The 17,395-nt window shown below is 74.9% G+C and carries 14 protein-coding genes and 1 pseudogene; 13 read left to right on the forward strand and 2 right to left on the reverse strand.

Going from position 1 to position 17,395, the window contains the following annotated elements; all coding sequences use genetic code 11:
* Positions 1 to 384: 384 nt before the first annotated feature.
* Entirely contained in the window at positions 385 to 1,665 is a 1,281-nt protein-coding gene (locus tag ACTWP5_RS28005; RefSeq protein ID WP_443223939.1) for a pectate lyase family protein, read from the forward strand.
* Between the two features lie 33 nt (positions 1,666 to 1,698).
* On the opposite strand, the pseudogene ACTWP5_RS28010 reads toward ACTWP5_RS28005, so the two are convergent.
* Together ACTWP5_RS28010 and ACTWP5_RS28015 are read right to left on the reverse strand one after the other, a co-directional pair.
* Positions 1,699 to 1,791, reverse strand: a pseudogene (locus tag ACTWP5_RS28010) (GNAT family N-acetyltransferase); the annotation flags it as partial.
* A 141-nt stretch (positions 1,792 to 1,932) separates the two neighbouring features.
* Positions 1,933 to 2,718 (reverse strand): hypothetical protein, encoded by a 786-nt coding sequence (locus ACTWP5_RS28015; protein ID WP_443223940.1) that lies wholly within the window; start codon positions 2,716 to 2,718, stop codon positions 1,933 to 1,935.
* Positions 2,719 to 3,083: 365 nt separating this feature from the next.
* On the opposite strand from ACTWP5_RS28015, the gene ACTWP5_RS28020 reads away from it, so the two are divergent.
* The 12 genes from ACTWP5_RS28020 (at position 3,084) to ACTWP5_RS28075 (ending at position 17,308) form a co-directional block, all read left to right on the forward strand.
* Positions 3,084 to 4,406 carry a DUF2252 domain-containing protein gene (locus ACTWP5_RS28020; protein WP_443223941.1) on the forward strand — a complete coding sequence of 441 codons (1,323 nt, stop codon included), beginning with the start codon at positions 3,084 to 3,086 and terminating at the stop codon, positions 4,404 to 4,406.
* 145 nt (positions 4,407 to 4,551) lie between these two features.
* Positions 4,552 to 5,679 (forward strand): LacI family DNA-binding transcriptional regulator, encoded by a 1,128-nt coding sequence (locus tag ACTWP5_RS28025; RefSeq protein WP_443223982.1) that lies wholly within the window; start codon positions 4,552 to 4,554, stop codon positions 5,677 to 5,679.
* A gap of 7 nt (positions 5,680 to 5,686) precedes the next feature.
* Positions 5,687 to 6,661, forward strand: a complete 975-nt coding sequence (locus ACTWP5_RS28030) for a carbohydrate ABC transporter permease (RefSeq protein ID WP_443223942.1) — start codon at positions 5,687 to 5,689, stop codon at positions 6,659 to 6,661.
* The gene (locus ACTWP5_RS28035; protein WP_443223943.1) at positions 6,658 to 7,548 is read left to right on the forward strand and encodes a carbohydrate ABC transporter permease; all 891 of its coding nucleotides are present in this window, start codon (positions 6,658 to 6,660) and stop codon (positions 7,546 to 7,548) included. Before ACTWP5_RS28030 ends, ACTWP5_RS28035 begins: the two co-directional genes overlap by 4 nt.
* Positions 7,548 to 8,933 carry an ABC transporter substrate-binding protein gene (locus ACTWP5_RS28040; protein ID WP_443223944.1) on the forward strand — a complete coding sequence of 462 codons (1,386 nt, stop codon included), beginning with the start codon at positions 7,548 to 7,550 and terminating at the stop codon, positions 8,931 to 8,933. Before ACTWP5_RS28035 ends, ACTWP5_RS28040 begins: the two co-directional genes overlap by 1 nt.
* Before the next feature lie 41 nt (positions 8,934 to 8,974).
* Positions 8,975 to 10,237, forward strand: a complete 1,263-nt coding sequence (locus ACTWP5_RS28045) for an ADP-ribosylglycohydrolase family protein (RefSeq protein WP_443223945.1) — start codon at positions 8,975 to 8,977, stop codon at positions 10,235 to 10,237.
* 2 nt (positions 10,238 to 10,239) lie between these two features.
* Positions 10,240 to 11,547 carry an ADP-ribosylglycohydrolase family protein gene (locus ACTWP5_RS28050; protein ID WP_443223983.1) on the forward strand — a complete coding sequence of 436 codons (1,308 nt, stop codon included), beginning with the start codon at positions 10,240 to 10,242 and terminating at the stop codon, positions 11,545 to 11,547.
* The gene (locus ACTWP5_RS28055) at positions 11,544 to 12,812 is read left to right on the forward strand and encodes an ADP-ribosylglycohydrolase family protein (RefSeq protein ID WP_443223946.1); all 1,269 of its coding nucleotides are present in this window, start codon (positions 11,544 to 11,546) and stop codon (positions 12,810 to 12,812) included. The genes ACTWP5_RS28050 and ACTWP5_RS28055 overlap by 4 nt, the downstream gene beginning before the upstream one ends.
* Entirely contained in the window at positions 12,812 to 14,197 is a 1,386-nt protein-coding gene (locus ACTWP5_RS28060) for an ADP-ribosylglycohydrolase family protein (RefSeq protein WP_443223947.1), read from the forward strand. Before ACTWP5_RS28055 ends, ACTWP5_RS28060 begins: the two co-directional genes overlap by 1 nt.
* Positions 14,194 to 15,162: a ribokinase gene (locus ACTWP5_RS28065; protein ID WP_443223948.1), complete on the forward strand. Its 969-nt coding sequence runs from the start codon at positions 14,194 to 14,196 to the stop codon at positions 15,160 to 15,162. Before ACTWP5_RS28060 ends, ACTWP5_RS28065 begins: the two co-directional genes overlap by 4 nt.
* On the forward strand, positions 15,159 to 16,451 hold the full coding sequence (locus ACTWP5_RS28070) for a CaiB/BaiF CoA transferase family protein (RefSeq protein ID WP_443223949.1): 1,293 nt from the start codon (positions 15,159 to 15,161) through the stop codon (positions 16,449 to 16,451). Before ACTWP5_RS28065 ends, ACTWP5_RS28070 begins: the two co-directional genes overlap by 4 nt.
* Complete coding sequence (locus ACTWP5_RS28075) at positions 16,448 to 17,308, forward strand: HpcH/HpaI aldolase/citrate lyase family protein (RefSeq protein WP_443223950.1); 861 nt, start codon at positions 16,448 to 16,450, stop codon at positions 17,306 to 17,308. The genes ACTWP5_RS28070 and ACTWP5_RS28075 overlap by 4 nt, the downstream gene beginning before the upstream one ends.
* The last annotated feature ends 87 nt before the right edge of the window (positions 17,309 to 17,395 follow it).

Here is a 17,395-nt window from a genome sequence, read left to right on the forward strand (position 1 = left end):
CCCGCTCCGGCATCGCCGGCCCACTGGCCGCCGCCCACCCCTCGACCGTCGCGGGATCGATCACCCGCCGACGCCCCACCACGTCGTCAAGCCCCACCAGACCACCCCCACCCCCGAGGCGCAACGCCACCCTGTCACAGCGTGACACCAGCGTAGCCCACCGTTATGACACGGCCAACGGTTTCCGCCTTACATCCCCGGCCGCCATAGCCGCGCCCTCCCGGCGGTCGTCCGCGCGTTGGCCATCGGCGTCGCGGCAACCTTCTGGGACGCGGCTACGACAACACATCAGGCGGCCGGGACGCCGCCCGTACAGCCCGCTCAGTGACGAGAGCAGTGGAGGTAGTGATGGGCGAGTCGCGCAGGTGGAGGAAGACGCCGGTCGTGCTGGGGGTGGCCGTGGCGGTCGCCGTGCCCGCCGCACTGCTGCCGGTCGCGGCGGAGGGGTCTCCGGCACCACGTGCCGGCACGGTCGCGGACACGCTCCAGACCCCGGTGGCGTTCCCGGGAGCCGAGGGCTTCGGGGCACGGGCGACCGGGGGCCGTGGCGGCGAGGTCTACCACGTCACGAACCTCAACGACTCGGGCTCCGGTTCCTTCCGCGACGCGGTGAGTGAGGGGCCGCGCATCGTCGTGTTCGACGTCGGCGGCTACATCAACCTCGCCTCGCCGCTCCACGTCGCCAGCGACATCACCATCGCCGGCCAGACGGCCCCGGGCGACGGCGTGGCCACGCGCGGCTACCAGGTCTCGTTCTCCGACTCGTCCAACGTCATCGTCCGCCACATGCGGTTCCGCCACGGCCTGACGCCGGACCAGAACCGCGACGCGGTCACGATGGACGGCGCCAGCACCATCGTCTTCGACCACGTCTCCGCCTCGTGGGGTCGCGACGAGAACTTCTCGATCAACAACAGCACGGACATCACCGTGCAGCACTCGATCATCTCCGAGGGCCTGGACCCGCACTCCTGCGGCGGCCTGGTGCAGAGCAACGGCGTGACCCTCAGCCACAACCTCTACATCCACAACAAGACCAGGAACCCCAAGTCCAAGGGCCGGCTCCAGTACGTCAACAACCTCGTCTACAACTGGGGGTCCGACGGCTACATCCTCGGCGACTCGGCGGGCGTCTCCAACGCCAACGCGCTCGGGAACTACTTCCTCGCCGGCCCCTCCACGACCGGGGCCCCCTTCACCCGCGCCAACGCCAACTACCAGATCCACGCGGCGGACAACGTCGTCGACCTCGACGTCGACGGCCAACTCGACGGCCGCGCCGCCACCGACGCCGACCTCGGCCCGGCGACCATCATGGACGAGCCGTTCGACTTCCCCTCGGTCACGGTCCAGACTCCCGAGGAGGCGTACGAGACGGTACTCGCGGGCGCGGGCGCCTCGCTCTCGCGCGACGCCATCGACACGCGCCTGGTGAACGACGTGATCAACCAGAGGGGTTCGATCATCACCGACCCGGCCAGCGTCGGCGGCTTCGGCAACCTCCAGGGCGGCACCGCGCCGCAGGACGGCGACCGGGACGGCATGCCGGACACCTGGGAGACCGCCGAAGGCCTCGACCCCGCCGACCCCTCCGACGCGGCCGACACCGACGCCTCCGGCTACACCCACGTGGAGCGTTACATCAACGGGCTGGCCGACCGCTGACGCGAGTGGGTGAGCCCCGTCGAGGTCACGGGCTCAGTCCGCCAGGCCGAAGAAGTGCACCGGCGAGTTGGGCTCGAATCCGATGCGGGGGTACACCGGCGCTCTGGCGGCGGTCGCGTGCAGGGCCCCAGCTCGGCGCGGTCCGGGGCGGCACCGTTCCATGCCCCCTCGCCATCGCCCACGGCGGCATCCGGCACATCCTCCACCAGGAGATGGGGACGTCATCAGCACCGAACTTCCCATGGAGTGAGAGGCGGCGGCCGGGGCTCAGTGCTGGTCGCGTGCCAGGCCGCTGCCGTCGGCTTCCATCGAGTAGCGCCAACTCCCCTCGCCCACCAGGGCGAAATCGATCCGCACGGGCCCGGACCGCGAATCGTCGCCCCAGACGCGCCGGACATGGATCTCGCTGGCCCCGGCCGGCTCCTCCCCGTTCTCGGCGACGTACTCCGCCCTCGCCCGCTCGAACGCGGGCAGGATCTCGTCCCACGCCACCTCGTCCATCGAGAACTGCTCGTCTGCCGACAGCGGTTGGATGGCGTCGTTGCCCCGCCCCGCCTCGGTCACCTCGCCCTGCTGATAGCCCAAGAGGCGCACCCACCGCTCGCCCGGTTCGACCGGGACACGCGCCCACACCACCGTCGCGTTCATCGTCACCTTGGTGACCTGCCGATGCCCGGCGCGGTCGCTGAGCGCCGCCAACGCGGCCTCCAGCGCCTCGGGCTCGCGCAGGTCGACGGCGGGCTCGTCGTCCCCGACCGCCTGCACGCGATCGACGATCGCCTCCCGGGACGGACAGACAGCCAGCAGCAAACCCAGCGCCAGCACCAGGGCATGCCCGACGGCCCGCCCGGGCCCGCCCCCCTTCGGCACATCCAGCCCTCGGCCCACCACCACCCGAGCGACGAGCCAGACCCCCACCAGCACGACCCCCACCAACGCCGGTCGGTTGTCAACTCCCGTACCACCGACGATCCGCGCGACCATGCCGCCGACGACCAGTCCGACGCCGAGCAGCACGACGACCGTCCACAGCGGCCGAACGAAACGGTTCATGCCCCATATGCTGCCGCGACGTTTCCCCCTACCGGTCACAGGAACTCCCGCGCGGATGCCGTTGCGGGGGTGGTTGGGAAGGGACCGGTCGTTGGAGGTGGAGCGGGAGGTGGAGCCGGAGGGGGTCGGAGTGGAGCCGTGGGGGGCGGGGGATCCGGAGCGGATGGGTGGCTTTGTGCTGTGCGGGCGGGGCGGCCTCGGGCCGGGGGAACGGGCGCCGACGGGGACCCTCGTCCGCGGTCTGCTGCGTCACATCCCAGCGAGGCGTCGAACGTGTGGCCGGGCGCCGGAGTAGTGTCGCCCCCGGATCGGCTCGTGAGACGTGGGAGACGTGGGGACACGTGGGAGACGTGGAGGGGAACGCCATGGCGGCACAGGACGACGGGCGCGGGGAGGAGATGCTCGGGGTTCTCGACGCCGCGTTCGGGGAGCTGTTGGAGGCGGACCCGGCCGCGTTCCGGGTGAAGTTCCGGAAGATGGCGGCCTCGGCGTTCGCGTTCTACCGGGGCACCGCCTGCCTCTTCTACCACGACCTGCGCGGCGAGGCCGCCGGCGAGGGGCCGTTCCTCGACGAGCGGACGGCGCGCGTGTGGATCCACGGTGACCTGCACGCCGAGAACTTCGGCACGTACATGGACGCCACCGGCCGCCTGATCTTCAACGTCAACGACTTCGACGAGGCGTACGTCGGCCCCTTCACCTGGGACCTGAAGCGCTTCGCCGCCTCCGTCGCGCTCATCGGGTACACCAAGGCCCTCAGCGACGACGTCATCAGCGACCTCGTCCGTGCCTACGCCGCCGCCTACCGCGAGCGGATCGCCGCCCTGGCCGGCGGCGCGCGGGACGATGAGGTGCCGCCGTTCACCCTCGACACCGCGCGTGGCCCGCTGCTGGACGCGCTGCGGCACGCCCGCGCGCGGACGCGGTTCGGGCTGCTGGAGACGATGACGGAGATCCGGGACTTCGAGCGGCGCTTCACCCCGGGCGGCGGCGCCATCGAGCTCGACGAGGCGACGCGGGCGACGGTGCTGGCGGCGTTCGAGGGGTACGTGGCGACGCTGCCGGCCTCGGGGCGGACGCAGCCCGACGCGCGGCGCGTGAAGGACGTCGTGGGCCGGCGGGGCATCGGGATCGGCAGCGCCGGGCTGCGCTCGTTCAACATCCTGCTGGAGGGGAACAGCGACGCGCTGGAGAACGACGTCGTCATCTACGTGAAGCAGGCGCAGACCCCGGCCGTCTCCCGGCACATCACCGAGGAGCGGGTCCGCTCCTACTTCACGCACGAGGGCCACCGCACCGTGATCTCGCAGCGCGCGCTCCAGGCCCACGCCGACCCGTGGCTCGGCTGGACGGAGCTGGACGGCGCCGGGCAGCTGGTGGCCGAGGTCTCGCCGTACGCGATCGACCTCGACTGGTCGGACATCGACGACCCGGCCCAGATCGCGGCGGTGGTGGCGGACCTGGGCCGGGCGACGGCGACGATGCACGCGGCGGCGGACGACGAGAGCGGGCACTCGCTGGTGCCGTTCTCCACCGAGCGGGCGATCGACGCGGCCATCGGCGACGGCGCGGCGGGGCTGGCGGAGCTGCTGGTGGACTTCGCCCACGCCTACGGCTCGCGCGCCCGCGCCGACCACCAGGTCTTCGTGGACCTCTTCAGGAACGGTCGTATCCCCGGCCTCTCGTGACGCGCGGTCACATCCCGGCGCCCCCCATCCCGTTGACGGGGCCATGCCCCTTGACGCGACGGGATCACCGGGCGCACTATCTGTAAACGATTACAGCCGCTGGAAACGTTTACGGCGATCGGCTGTTAAGGGACAAAGGGTGACGATGATGTCGCGTGGTCGCGGGCCCGGAGACGGGCGCGGACAGGGGCGTGGGGACGCGCCCGGCCAGCCGACGGTCGTCTCGATCGCGGAGCGCGCCGGTGTCTCCGTCGCGTCCGTCTCCCGGGTGCTCAACGGCCAGGCGGCGCGGCGTGACACCGCCGAGCGGGTGCGGCGCGCGGCGGCCGAGCTCGGGTACGTGCCGAACGCGGTGGCCCGTTCGCTCAAGGACGGCAGGACCCGGCAGCTGACCTTCGCCGTCCCCGACATCGGCAACCCGGCGTACGTGGCGATGGTCCGCGCCATCCAGACCGTCACGAAGGCGGCCGGGTACCGGCTGCTGCTGCACTCCACGGACGCCGTCGCCGAGGACGAGCTCGCGGTGGTGCGCAGCCTCAGGGACCGGACGAGCGACGGGCTGATCATCTGCCCGATCCGGGTCACGGACGCGCACATCGAGGCGCTGACGAACGCCGCCCGCCCCGTCGTGGTGATCGGGTCGCCGCCCGAGGACGTGCCGGTGGACAGCGTGCGCGCGGACTCGGTGGCGGGGGCGGCGATCGCCGTGCGGCACCTGTACGCCACGGGCCGGCGCCGCGTCGCGTTCGTCAACGGCCCGCCCGACACCGTGCCGGGGCACAACCGCGAGCGCGGGTACCGGGCGGCCCTCGCCGAGTGCGGGCTGCCGTACGACGAGCGGCTGGTGGTGCACACGGACTTCGGCATCGACGCGGGGACGGTGGCGGCCGAGCGGCTGCTCGGGCTCGGGCCCGACGAGCGGCCGGACGCGATCTTCTGCGCCAACGACCAGCTGGCGCTGGGCGCGCTGCGGGCCCTGCACGTCGGCGGCCTGCGCATCCCCGACGACATCGCCGTCGCGGGGATGGACGACAGCAGTCTCGCGCAGGCGGCGTGGCCGCCGTTGACCAGCGTCGACCTGCGGTCCAGTGTGCGGGGCAGGCGCGCAGCCGAGCTGCTGCTCGATCGGCTCGAACGGCTCGAACAGCTGGGTAGGGACCCGGGGACCGACCGGCCCCGCCACCGGACGACGACGGCTCCGCCGCGTCTGGTGGTGCGCGCCTCCACCGACCCGGGCGCCTCGACGGAGCCCGGGGCCCGACCGCCGACGTGAGGTTCGTATGACTTCGACCGCGTACCGGGACAGCGTCGTCCCGGACAAGGGCGGACGCGGCACACCGCCGCCCCGCACGCCCGAGCAGCGCAGACGCGCGCTCGGGCTCGACCGGGGCGCGTGGTTCCTGCTGCTGCCCGCCCTGCTGCCCATCCTCGTGCTGAGCGTGGTGCCACTGCTGTACGGCATATCGCTCGCCTTCACGGACGCGCAGGCCGGCCGCACCGAGCCCACCGGGTTCGTGGGCCTGGCCAACCTCGCCGACCTGCGCCACGACGACCTGTTCTGGGACTCCTTCCGCGTCGGCCTGGTCTGGGCGTTCAGCGTGACCTCGCTCCAGTTCCTGCTGGCGCTCGGCCTCGCGCTGCTGCTGAACCAGAACCTCCGCTTCCGGTGGCTGGCGCGCACGCTGGCGCTGGTGCCGTGGGCGATGCCGGAGGTCGTCGTCGGCATCATGTGGCGGCTGGTGTACCACCAGGACGCGGGGATCCTCAACGAGACGCTCTCCCGCCTCGGGCTCCTCGGGGACGGCGAGACGGTCGACTGGCTGACGGACCTCTCCCTCGCGCTGCCCGCCGTGATCGTCGTCGGCGTCTGGGCCGGCATGCCGCAGACCACGGTGGTGCTGCTGGCGGGGCTTCAGAACGTGCCGCACGAGCTGCGGGAGGCGGCGCACCTGGACGGCGCCGGGGTGTGGCGCCGCTTCACCACGGTGACGTGGCCGGCGATCCGCCCCGTGGTCTTCGCGATCACGGCCCTGAACTTCATCTGGAACTTCAACTCCTTCGCCCTGGTCTACGTGCTGACGCAGGGCGGCCCCGGCGGCGAGACGCGGCTGCCGGCGCTGTTCGCGTACGAGGAGGCGTTCAGGTACGGGCAGTTCGGCTACGCGGCGGCGATGGGCCTGGTGATGGTCGCGGTCGTCGCGGTGCTGCTGACGGTCTTCCTGCGCAACCGGCTCCGTGAGGAGGACGCGGCATGAGCACCACCACTCCCCGGACCCGTTCCCCCCGTACCCGTTCCCCGAGGTCCCGCGACCTCGGCCGCCGAGCCGGCCGCGCCGGGCAGTACGTGGCGCTCGCCGCGTACCTGGTCTTCCTGGCCTTCCCGCTGCTGTGGCTGATCTCGACGTCGCTGAAGCCGGCGCAGGAGCTCGGCTCGATCGACCCGACGTGGCTGCCGCAGGACCCGACGCTGGAGAACTACCGCACGGCCTTCGACACCCAGCCGTTGCTGCGCTCCGCGCTCAACAGCCTGCTGGCGGCCGGCAGCGCCGCCGTCATCGCGGTCGCGATCGCGGTGCCCGCCGCGTACGTGATGGTCCGCCACCGCTCGCGGGTGAGCAGGGCGGGCACGGCGTGGATCCTGGTCAGCCAGATGTTCCCGCTGGTGCTGGTGATCATCCCGCTCTTCCTGGTGCTGCGGAACCTGCGGCTGATCGACTCCCTGGTCGGTCTCGTCGCGGTGTACGTGGTGTGGTGCCTGCCGTTCGCGCTGTGGATGCTCTCCAGCTACGTGCGGGCGGTGCCGCGCGTGCTGGAGGAGGCGGCGGCGGTGGACGGCGCCGGGCGGCTGCGCACGCTGACCAGCGTGGTGCTGCCGCTGCTGGCGCCCGGCGTGGTGGCGACGTTGATGTTCTCCTTCGTCACCGCGTGGAACGAGTTCTTCTTCGCCCTCGTGCTGCTCAAGACCCCGGAGAAGCAGACGATGTCCGTGATCCTGACCCACTTCATCGGCGCGGAGGGCGTCGCGGACCTCGGCCCGCTGGCCGCCGCCGCGTTCCTCGCCACCGTGCCCAGCCTGCTGTTCTTCGCGTTGCTCCAGCGACGGCTGGTCAACGGGATGCTCGCCGGGGCGGTGAAGGGCTGATGCGCGCACCTCACACCCCTGGCCGCCACACCCCTGGCCGCCACCCCCGTGGCCGAGCCCGCGCCCGCACGCGCGGGGCCGCGGCCCTGGCGCTCGCCACCGCCCTGCTGGCCGGCTGCGCCGGCGACGACGACGGGGACGACGGCACGGTCCGGCTCTCGTTCCTGAGCCTGGCCTGGCAGGAGGAGTCGATCGCGGCGACGACGGCCCTGGTGGACCGGTGGAACGCCGAGCACCCCGACGTCCAGGTCGAGTACGTCCAGGGCGACTGGGCCAACATCCACGACTACCTGCTGACGTCGTTCATGGGCGGCGAGGCGCCGGACATCATCCACAACGACGCCTCCGACCTCATCGACTTCGCCAACGGCGGGTACCTCGCGGACCTGACGGAGCGGCTGCCCGAGACGACGCGTTCCGACATCCCCGACAGCTCCTGGCGGACGACGACGTTCGAGCTCGACGACGGCCACACGGGCGTCTACGGCGTGCCGTTCCTCCACGAGCCGCGCGTCCTCATCGCCAACGCGGAGCTGCTGCGCGACTCCGGCGTGCGGATCCCGACCACGCAGGAGCCGTGGACCTGGGCGGAGTTCGAGGACGCCAGCCGGACCCTCACCCGGGACACCGACGGGGACGGGGACACCGACACCTACGGCGTGGCGTGGTCGATGAGCGAGCCGGTCAGCCAGTCGGTCAACCTCTCGGTCACCACCGGCGGCGGCCTGTTCTACGAGGACGCCGGCGGCGAGCCCGTCATCCGGTACGACGCGGCGGACTCGGCCGTCGCGGAGGTGGTGCGCCGGCAGGTCACCGAGGACCGCACCGCGCCCGACAGCAGCCTCGGCATGTCGGGCTCCGACACCCTCCCCGGCTTCTTCGACGGCCGCTACGCCATGCTCCCGCTGAACTTCTCCTACCGCCAGCAGGTGGTGCAGCAGGCACCCGACGGCTTCGACTGGACGGTGCTGCCGATGCCGACGGGCGGCGGGGAGTTCGGGCTGGCGCAGGGCGTCGCGCCGCAGACGCTGTCCGTGGCGGAGGACTCCGACCACCAGCAGGCCGCCGCCGACTTCATCGCGTACCTGACGCGCCCCGACCACGCCGTGGATCTCGCGCTCGGGGACTGGATGCTGCCGACGAGCGCGACCGCGCTGGCCGATCCGTCGTTCACCACGACGGAGCACGGCTGGCGCACCGGCGCCGAGGTCGCCGCCGAGCTGCTGCCCTCCCCCGTGCTCGGGGTCCGGGGCTATCCCGAGTGGAAGGACAAGATCGCCACGCCCGCGTTCCAGGACTTCTACGCCGGCTCGGGGGACCTCGACGACCTGCGGGAGGAGTTGGTCGACGACGGCAACCGCACCCTCGACCGATACCAGCGGTAACGCGCTGGCCCCACCACCTCAAGGAAGCAGCCGCACACGCCATGAGCCTCAGTCTCGACACTGACCCCGGCGCCGGTCTCCCCGCGGAGCTCGTCGCCGACGCCCCGACCTCCACCGCCACACGCGCCGCCGGCGCGGCCGGGATCCCCCGGCCCGCCGCGGTCGTACCCGTGCCGCGTGACCGCGGCCGGGGCGCGCTGCTCGGCCTGGCCGTCGGGGACGCCATGGGGTCACCCGCCGAGAACCTCAAGCCCTCGCAGATCCGGCGCCGCTGGGGCCGGATCGAGGGGTTCGTCGCCGACGATCCGGTCGGCACGGACGACACGGAGTACGCCATCTTCTCCGGCCTGCTGCTGGCGCGGCACGGCTCGGCGTTGACGGTGGCCGACGTGGAGGCGGCGTGGCACCGGTGGATCGCCGACCTGGACGAGGGGCCGTTCCGCGGCGCCGGCTTCAGCGAACGCGGCACGCTGGAGAACCTCCGGCGGGGCCTGGCCGCGCCGATCACGGCGCAGCACCGGCACGCGTGGAGTGACGGGCTGGCGATGCGGGCGGCGCCGTTCGGGGTCTTCGCCGCCGGGCGGCCGGCGGAGGCGGCGCGGCTGGTGTCGATCGACGGGACGGTGTCGCACGACGGGGAGGGGATCTACGGCGGGCGGGCCGTGGCCGCGGGGGTCGCCGCGGCCATGGTCGGCCACAACCCGGAGGTGGTCGTGCAGGCGGCGCTGTCCGTGGTGCCGGAGGACTCGTGGACGGCGCGGACGCTGCACCGGGCGGTGTCGGCGGCGCGGCTGGCGCGGCGGGACCCGGAGGCCACGCCGCTGTCGATCGAGCGGGCGGTGCGGTCGGCGACGGTCATCGGCGGGTATCCGTGGACGGACCTGGCGCCGGAGGCGGTGGGGCTGGCGTTCGGCGCGTTCGCGGCGGCGCGCGGCGACATCGCCCTGGCGGTGCCGACGGCCGTGAACATGGGGCGGGACGCGGACACGACGGCGGCGGTGGCGGGGGCGTTGTCCGGGGCCCTGCGGGGCGAGGGGTCGATCCCCCCGGAGTGGGCGGCGGCGATCGGCCCGGCGCGGGGCGACTGCCTGCCGTCGACGGCGGGATGGCACGTGCTGGAGGTCGCCGACCGGCTGACGCCCCCTCCCGCGCCCGACGAGGGACGGCCGCCGGAGGAGCGGGCCGGGGAGGGGAGGAACGGCACGGCGCCGGCCGGCACGGAGCGCAACGGGAAGCGGCCCGGGGCGGGGGCCGGGACCCGCGCTGGGCAGGAACGGGTCGGCGGGGAAAGGGCGGTGGCGTGACGATGGCGCGTGCGACCTCTCGCACGGCGAACGCCAGCCCCGTCACGCCGGTCGTGGCGGCCGGTGTCACCACGGCGGGCTCCGACGCCCCCGGGGCCGTGGGCGTGCCGGCCCCCGGCGCGGCGGCGCCGCCCGCCGGGGCGCCGGACGGCGCGCCGGCCGGAGTGGTGCGGCGGATCGAGGGTCTGCTCCTCGGCATCGCCGCCGGCGACGCCGCCGGCTGGCCCTCGGGACGGCACCGCGCCGCCCGGATGCCGGACTGGACCCGGCGGCTGACCCGGGAGCTCGACACCTTCGCCGAGCAGAACGCGACGACGACGCTGCCGGTCCCGATAGCCCTCAACCAGCCCCCCGAGCCGCTGCGCCTGGGCCCCTCCGACGACGCCGAGTGGGCCGCGTTCACCGCCCTGTCGGTGCTGTCGGCGACGGAGGCGGAGGCGGGCGCGGCCGGCAGCGACCTGACGCCCGACCAGCGGGTGCGCGCCACGCTCGCGTTGGCGTGGAACGGGCTGGCGGAGGAGGTCGCGGTGGCGGCGGCCCGCGCCGACGAGATCGAGTCGGCCCAGATCCCGCTGCGGGCCCGCATCTCGGTCCGCGCGGGCCTGGGCAACCTCGCCGCCGGCCTGCGGCCCCCCGCCACCGGCCACGACAACCCGCACTACTTCGACGACGCGGCCTGCGTGCGTGCCGCCGTCCTCGCCCTCGTCCACCCCGGCGACCCGGACGCCGCCGCGGCGCTGGCCGAGTTCGACGCCCGGTACACCCAGGACGGCGACGGAGTCCACGGCGCCCGCGCCGTGGCGGCGGCCGTGGCCGTGGCCCTCGACGGCGGCGGCATCGACGGCTGCGTCGACGCCGCCCTCGGCCAGCTGCCCGAGGGCACGGAGATCCGCCGCAACGCGGTCCGCGCCGTCGACCTCGCGCGCGCCGTCGACCCCAGGGGCGGGGCGTTCGCGCTGGTGCCGGTGCTGGAGCACGAGATCGTCGACCACGTCTACAGCTACGGCATCGCCGCCGCCGAGACCGTTCCCGTGGCGCTGGCCGTGGCCACCGCGGCGCGCGGCGACCTCACCAGGGCGGTGCCGAGCGCGGCCTGCCTCTCCCGGGTGGCGGACTCCGCCCCGGCGCTGGCCGGCGCGCTGACCGGCGTCGTCGGCGGCGCCGAGAGCCTGCCCGTGGAGTGGCGGGACCGCTGCCGTGTGCTGGCCGGCTGCGCGCTGCCGCAGCTGGTCGACGCCGACCTCGTCGACCTCGCGGAGCGTCTGGCCGCGATCCCCCCCCCCCCCCGCACGGAAGGACACACCCCATGACCCCGCCGACCGCCTCACCCCCCTCCACGACCCCCTCCTCCCCCACCTCCGCGTCCTCTCCGCCAGGGTCGCTGTCGCTGGAGGACCGCACCGCGGGAGCCCTGGTGGGGGCGGCCGTCGGCGACGCCCTCGGCGGGGCGGTCGAGGGCTGGTCGCCCGAGGCGATCGTCGAGCGGCACGGCGGCTGGGTGACGGGCATCGTCGAGCCGTTCCACCGGGACCAGTGGCGCACCGCCCGCCCGATCGCGCCGTACCACAAGGGCGACGGGCACGTCACCGACGACACCCTGATGACCCACGCCCTGGTCCGGGTCTACGAGAAGGTCCGCGACCACCTCGACGCGTACGCGATCGCCGAGCACCTGGTGCCCGAGCTGATCGGGACCCCCCGCTGGATCCCGGAGCTGGAGGCGGAGGCGCTGCCGCTGCAACGGATCTTCCTGGCCGAGAAGTGGCTGGTGGCGCGGCTGCACCACGGCCACGTCGACCCGCGCGAGGCCGGCGTGGGCAACATCGTCAACTGCGGCGCCGCGATGTACATGGCGCCGGTCGGCCTGGTCAACGCGGGGAACCCGGACGCCGCGTACGCCGAGGCGCTCGACGTCGCCGGCGCGCACCAGTCGAGCTACGGGCGGGAGGCCGCCGCCGTGCTCGCCGCGGCCGTGGCGGCGGCCTGCGCGCCCGGCGCCACACCGGACTCGGTGGTCGGCGAGGCGCTGCGGCTCGCGAAGGACGGCACCCGTCCGGCGATCGAGGCGGTCTGCGAGGAGGCCGCCCGGCACGACGCGTTCGCCGACGCGCTGGGGCCGCTGCGCGCGGCGGTGGAGCCGTTCGACACGGTCGGCCCCGACTACCGCAACCCCTCGCTCGCCGCCCGCCGCCCCTCCCGTCTCCACGCCATCGAGGAGCTGCCGATCGCGCTCGGGATGCTCGTCGTGGCGCGCGGCGACTTCCGCCAGGCGGTGCTCGGCTCGGTCAACTACGGCCGGGACTGCGACTCGATCGCCACGATGAGCGGCGCCATCGCCGGCGCGCTGGGCGGCGAGGCCGTGGTGCCGAAGGAGTGGAGCGGGGAGGTGGCGCGGGCCAGCCGGCTGGACCTGCGCGCCCCCGCCGAGGCGTTGGCCTCGGTGGCGCGCGAGGTGTTCGCCCGCGACGTCGAGCGCCGCCGCGCCCACGAGGACCGCTTCGCGGCGCTCACGGAGCCGGCCCCCGGCACGCCGCCCGGCCCGGCGGCGAACGAGCGGTCCGGCGGTGAGGCGTGATGCTGCGTCTGACGTGGGTGCAGCCGGAGGATCTCCTCGGGCACGAGCTGCGGCAGGCCGCGCAGGACGGCCGCGACGCCGCCGACGTCGAACGCCGCTGGCTGGCCGCCGGCGGCCGGCTCGCCCCCGACCGCGCCGGCGCCTCGCCCGGCCGCGCGGGGCCGACGCTCCGCGCGATGGCGCTGCGGCTGCTGGACGAGCTCGCGGCGCTGCCCTCGCCGATGGCCGACAGCGAGCCCACCGACCTCGCCGCGATCCGGGCCGCCTGCCCCGACTGGCCGAGCCCGGCGCGGCCGGGCGCGCGGGAGGGCGGGAGCTCTCTGCTGGACCGGCTGCACGCCGCGTGGCTCGGCCGTGCCGTCGGCTGCGTGCTGGGCAAGCCCGTGGAGAAGGTGACGCTGACGGGCATCCGCGCCCTCGGCCGCGCGGTGGGGAACTGGCCGCCCCGCGCGTACTTCACCGCCGTGGGCGTGCCGCCCGACGTGCTGGCGGCGCACCCGTGGAACCGCCGCGCCGCCGCCGTGGCGCTCGCCGAGACCCTCGGCGGCGCGCCCGAGGACGACGACCTCAACTACCCGCTCCTCGGCCTGCTGCTCCTGTCCCGTCACGGCGACGACTTCACCACCGACGACGTCGCCCGGCTGTGGCTGGACGAGCTGCCGGCCGGCCGCACCTTCACCGCCGAGCGGGTCGCGTACCGCAACCTGCTGGCCGGCGTCGAGCCGCCGCTGACGGCCAGCCACCACAACCCGTTCCGCGAGTGGATCGGCGCGCAGATCCGCGGCGACGTCTTCGGCTGGACCCACCCGGGGGACCCCGGCAGGGCCGCGGAGCTCGCCCACCGGGACGCGGTGCTCAGCCACACCGCCAACGGCGTCTACGGCGAGATGTTCGTGGCCGCGGCCGTCGCCGAGGCGGCGGGCGGCACCAGCGACGTCCACGCCTGCCTGCGCGCCGGGCTGTCCGTCGTGCCGCCGGACTCCCGGTACGCCCAGGCCGTCCGCTTCGGCGTGGCGGCGGCCCGCGACCCGGCCCTCGCGGGCGACTTCGACGCCGTCGTGGACCGCCTCCACGCCCGCTACGCCGACGAGCTGGGCTACCACTGGGTGCACGTCCTGCCGAACGCCGCGCTGCTGGCCGCCGCCCTGACCCACGCCGACGGCGACCTCACCGCCTCCGTCTCCCTCGTGGTCTCCGGCGGCTGGGACACCGACTCGAACGGGGCGACGGCCGGCTCGATCGCCGGGCTGCTGGCCGGCTCGCCCGAGGCGGTCGACCCCCGGCTGGCGGGCCCGCTGAAGAACCGGCTCGCCAGCTCGGTCACGGGCTTCGACGGGGTCGGCTTCGACGAACTCGCCGCCCGCACGCTGGAGGTCTCCGCATGACACGACACCCCGCGCAGGACGCGCCCCGCCCGGCGGTCGCCGTCCTCGGCTCGACCAACATGGACCTCGTGGCCTACGTGGCGCGGGCGCCGCGCCGCGGCGAGACCGTCGCCGGCCGCTCCTTCCGCACGGTCCCCGGCGGCAAGGGCACCAACCAGGCCGTCGCCGCCGCCCGCGCGGGCGGCCTCGTCACCCTGGTCGGCGCTGTCGGCGACGACGACTTCGGGCCCCGGCTGCGCGCGGCCCTGGCCGAGGCGGGCGTCGACACCCAGGGCCTGCGGACCGTTCCCGGCCCGAGCGGCACCGCGCACATCGTGGTCGACGACGAGGGCGGCAACGCGATCGTCGTCGTGCCCGGCGCCAACGGCACCGTCACCGGGCTCGCCCCGGGCGACGCCGAGCGCCTCGGCTCGGCCCGCGCGCTGCTGATGCAGCTGGAGCTGCCCCTGGCGGGCGTGGTGGCGGGCGCCCGCGCCGCCCGCGCCCGTGGGGTGCGCACGGTGCTGACGCCCGCGCCCGTGCCCGAGGAGCCGCTGCCGAGGGAGCTGTTGGCACTGACGGACCTGCTGGTCCCCAACGAGCACGAGGCGGCGGCGCTCACCGGCCACGACGACCCGCGCCGCGCGGCGCGTGCCCTGCTGGAGCACGTGCCGGAGGTGGTGGTGACGCTCGGCGAGGCCGGCAGCCTCCACGTCTCGCGCGAGGCGCCCGAGCCGGTGGCCGTGCCCGCGCACCGCGTCCACGCGGTGGACACCACGGCCGCGGGGGACGCGTTCGTCGGCGCGCTGGCGGTGGCGGCGTTCGGGGAGGGGCGGCCGATGCGGGAGGCCATGGCGTGGGCCTCCGCGGCGGCGGCGCTGTGCGTCCAGCGGCCCGGCGCCTCCTCGGCCATGCCCTCCCGCGAGGAGATCGACGCCCTCCACGACACCCAGCAGGACACGCACCAGCAGAAGCAGGAAGCATGACGAACCCCGCACCTGACGCGGCGTCCGCCGCACCCGCGCACGACACCCCCGACGCCCCCGACACCCCGGACGCCTCCGGGGCCCCCCACGCGGCCCCCGACGGCCCGGCCGCGTTGGCGGGGCTGCGCGTGCTCGACCTCGCCACGCTCTTCGCCGGCCCGCTCGCCGCCACGCTCCTCGGCGACTTCGGCGCCGAGGTGATCAAGGTCGAGCACCCGCGCCGGCCCGACCCCTCCCGTGGCCACGGCCCCAGCAAGGACGGCGTCGGCCTGTGGTGGAAGCTGCTGGGCCGCAACAAGCGGACGATGACGCTCGACCTGTCCACCCCCGGCGGCCGGGACGTCCTGCTGCGGCTCGCGGCCACCGCCGACGTCGTCGTCGAGAACTTCCGCCCCGGCACCCTGGAGCGCTGGGGCCTGGGCTGGGAGGAGCTGTCCGCCGCCAACCCCCGCCTGGTGCTGGCCCGCGTCACCGGCTTCGGCCAGACGGGCCCGGCCGCCCGCCGGCCCGGCTTCGGCACGCTCGCCGAGGCCATGAGCGGCTTCGCCGCGATCACCGGCGAGCCGGACGGGCCCCCGACGCTGCCGCCGTTCGGCCTGGCCGACTCCATCGCGGCGCTGACCACCGCCTACGCCGTGATGACCGCGCTCGCCGGCCGCGAGCGCACCGGGCGCGGCCAGGTGGTCGACATGGCGATCATCGAGCCGATCCTGACGGTCCTCGGGCCGCAGCCCGTCTGGTACGACCAGCTCGGCTACGTCCAGCCGCGCACCGGGAACCGCTCCACGAACAACGCTCCCCGCAACACCTACCGCACCGCCGACGGCCGGTGGGTCGCCGTCTCCACCTCCGCGCAGTCGATCGCGGAACGCGTGATGCGGCTGGTCGGGCGGCCGGAGGTCACCGAGGAGGAGTGGTTCGCCACCGGCACCGGGCGCGCCGCGCACGCCGACGAGCTGGACGCGGCCGTCGCCTCGTGGATCGCCCGCCGCGACAGGGACGAGGTCGTCGCCGCCTTCGAGAAGGCCGAGGCGGCCGTGGCGCCGATCTACGACGTGCGGGACGTGATGGCCGACGAGCAGTACCGGGCGTTGGGCTCCATCACCGAGGTGCCCGACGAGGAGCTCGGCACGGTGAGGATGCAGAACGTCCTCTTCCGCCTCTCCCAGACGCCCGGCGCGATCCGCTGGGCCGGCAGGCCCCACGGCGCCGACACCGAGGCCGTCCTCGGCGAACTCGGCCTGCGGGAGCAGGAGATCGCGGGGCTGCGGCGGGAGGGCGCGCTGTGAACGGCGCAGAACGGTCGGGCGAGGTCGTCCTGACCTGGCTGTACGTGCCCGGGGACCGGCCGGAGCGGGTGGCCGGCGCCCTGCGTTCCGGCGCGGACGTCGTGATCGTCGACCTGGAGGACGCGGTCGCCGCCGACCGCAAGGGCTACGCCCTCGACGCCACCGCCGAGCTGCTGACGCGGCGCCACGAGGTGCCGGTCCACGTCCGGATCAACGCCCTCGACTCACCGCTGGCCGCCGCCGAGGTCCGCCGGCTGGCGCCGCTGCCGGGCCTGGCCGCGCTGCGCGTGCCGAAGGTGACGTGCGCGGCCGAACTGGAGCGCCTCCTCGGCTGGCTCGGCCCCGACGCCCCGACGCCCGCGCTGTACCCGCTGCTGGAGAACGCGCTGGGCGTCGAGCACGCCCACGCCATCGCCACGGGGCATCCGGCGGTGGCCGGCATCGCGCTGGGCGAGGCGGACCTGCGGGCCGACCTCGGCGTGCCCCTCGGCGACGAGGCGTCGCTGGCCTGGCCGCGTGGCCGTGTCGTGCTGGCCGCCCGCGCGGCGGGGCTGCCGTCGCCGCCCCAGTCGGTCTATCCGGACGTCCGCGACGTCGAGGGCCTGGCCCGCTCCTGCGCGGCCGGCCGGAGCCTCGGCTTCCTCGGCCGGGCCGCGATCCACCCCCGCCAGCTCCCGGTCATCGAGCGGGCGTACCTGCCCAGCAGCCGCGAGGTGGCGGCGGCCGAGGAGATCGTCACCGCCGTCGCGTCCGCGCCGGGCGTCGGCGCCATGGCGCTGCCCGACGGCCGCTTCGTCGACCCGGCCGTGGTGGCGGGCGCGCACCGTACTCTCGCGCTCGCACGCCGTGTAGGGTGACGCGCATGCGCATGGCAGTGCTCTCGCCTCCGGCCCGCTGAGCGGGCCCACCGACATCCGCGCGTCCGCCCCTCGCGGTGGGCGCGC

Origin of the sequence: Streptomyces sp. 4N509B, assembly GCF_052245655.1 — a bacterium.
Taxonomy (GTDB): Bacteria; Actinomycetota; Actinomycetes; order Streptomycetales; family Streptomycetaceae; genus Streptomyces.